Origin of the sequence: Cobetia sp. MMG027 (genome assembly GCF_027947415.1) — a bacterium.
GTDB classification, from domain to species: domain Bacteria; phylum Pseudomonadota; class Gammaproteobacteria; order Pseudomonadales; family Halomonadaceae; genus Cobetia; species Cobetia marina.
Genome location: NZ_JAQJIO010000035.1, coordinates 1 through 428, shown reverse-complemented (window position 1 = coordinate 428; position 428 = coordinate 1). Strand labels below are relative to the sequence as shown.

Sequence of the window (428 nt, the reverse complement as noted above, 5' to 3'; positions counted from 1 at the left end):
CCCTGGCCACAGGCAGTCAGTGAAAAGAGCATGCCAATACTTAGCACCAAGTTAGCTAATAATTTCATACAACGTCCTTTGATTGAAAATAGGATCTACTGTTTTGGCATATTCTATTGCACATAAAGATACCATAGGATAACCTAAACGAGATATTAAAATCTAAAGCCCCCTATATCCTACCTTGAAGTTTTGCTTTATCGAGACAATGCATAACTTGTGCTGGATACTCACTTTCCGCGACTTCATTTATTGTTTCAACGAGCCAATCATGGCGATGAGACGGTTGCTCGAAGGCTTCATAGAGTTCCGTCTCGTTACGACGCAAGTCATCAATCAAGGCGTCAATGCGATTCATGCTGACAAGCGCTTGGGTTTGCCCATCATCACATTGAATCTCTTCAAAACGTGCAGGAAGGTCGACAGGG

General features: G+C 42.8%; 1 protein-coding gene. It reads right to left on the bottom strand.

The window, feature by feature from the left end; translation table 11 throughout:
* Window positions 1–172 precede the first annotated feature (172 nt).
* On the bottom strand, window positions 173–428 hold a 256-nt coding region (locus PJK54_RS17745; protein ID WP_271303517.1), incomplete at its 5' end, for a hypothetical protein.